Origin of the sequence: Acetonema longum DSM 6540 (assembly GCF_000219125.1) — a bacterium.
Lineage (GTDB): Bacteria > Bacillota > Negativicutes > Sporomusales > Acetonemataceae > Acetonema > Acetonema longum.
The window spans coordinates 1-1,225 of the sequence record NZ_AFGF01000150.1 but is presented as its reverse complement, the minus strand read 5'-3'; the positions used below and the strand labels follow the sequence as shown (position 1 = coordinate 1,225).

Here is a 1,225-nt window from a genome sequence, read left to right as displayed (position 1 = left end):
TACCCTCGGGCACGGTCTAGTCCGTGAAATCGTTTCATCTCTGCGTTCTTCCATTCGTGACTGGCGCGTTTCTTGTACTTTTCCTTAAAGTCATCTGTCTTGGCCAATGGACTATATTCATAGTATTCAGCGGCATGGATTCCAACCCGATATTCTCTGACCCTTTTGCGGCTGCCGCAACATTCGGCTCGCTTGCGACAATCCCGACATAGGTTTTTATCAAAGGTATATCGGTATGTTTCTTTCCCCTTTTGAGTTTTGAAGTACCTTTTTTTTACGGTGACATTGCCCATGTCACAAGTCCATTGGTCACTGTCTTTGTTGTAGTTGAATTTGCTTTCGTCAATCTTATATACGCTGGCGCTGACAGGGATAATGGCTTCCACTTGGTCTCGTTTTAAGGTGTCCAGGATCGCTTTGCGAAAATAAGCTTTGTCGCCATAGGCTTCTTTGATGTCAATGCCGCAGGCTTTGGTCCGCTGATAGAGTTCATCAAAGAAAGTGCCGTCTACATAGGCTCCGTCAAAAACCCTAAGGCCAGTTATGATCCGTTCTTCCGGGATCATCATGTATTCTACTTTATAGCCAAAAAAGCTATCGGTTTGCGATTTGTAGCCAACCCTCGCCTCTTTGTCGATGAGGGAACGCAGTCCTTTTTGCAAGATGAATTTTTCATCTTTGAGAAGTTCTTTCGCTTCTTCTAAGGCTTTTGCCGTTTGGGGTGCGCTCGAGAGAGGAACAGCGGTTTCGACTTCTTTCATCATGGTCTGTAAGTATTCTTTCATTGTGGCTTTCGCTTCTTTAGGGTCAGCGATCGCTTTATAGTCTGGAATGTCAGAGGGGACCGGATCTGGTATTTGTCCGACTTCTTCCTTGACCTTACCTAAGATTTTTCGGGCTAAATGCTTCATGACTCGTTCCGGTACTTTTTTTATGGTATTGGCGATGGTGTGAGTAGTGTCAATACTGACCCCTGTGCCTTTAATGATTCCTTTGTTTACGCATTGCCGGACGACTTCTTGAAGGATGTCGTCCATACTGGTGTCTTTGAGCCTTTGGGTACGGAATTTGGCTAGAAGGCTGGCATCGGGCAGGTCTTCTTCGGGGTTGATGCCCACAAACCACATGTAGGCTAAATTCAATCTGGTTTCTTCGATGACGCGGACATCGGAGAGGTTATATAAATATTGCAAGATGAGAAGCCGGGCCATCATTTCCGGTTCTT

The 1,225-nt window shown here is 45.6% G+C and carries 1 protein-coding gene; it reads right to left on the bottom strand.

What is annotated here, in order from left to right; all coding sequences use genetic code 11:
- A partial coding sequence (locus tag ALO_RS14620) for an IS1182 family transposase (protein WP_004097201.1) occupies positions 1-1,225 on the bottom strand: 1,225 nt, incomplete at both ends.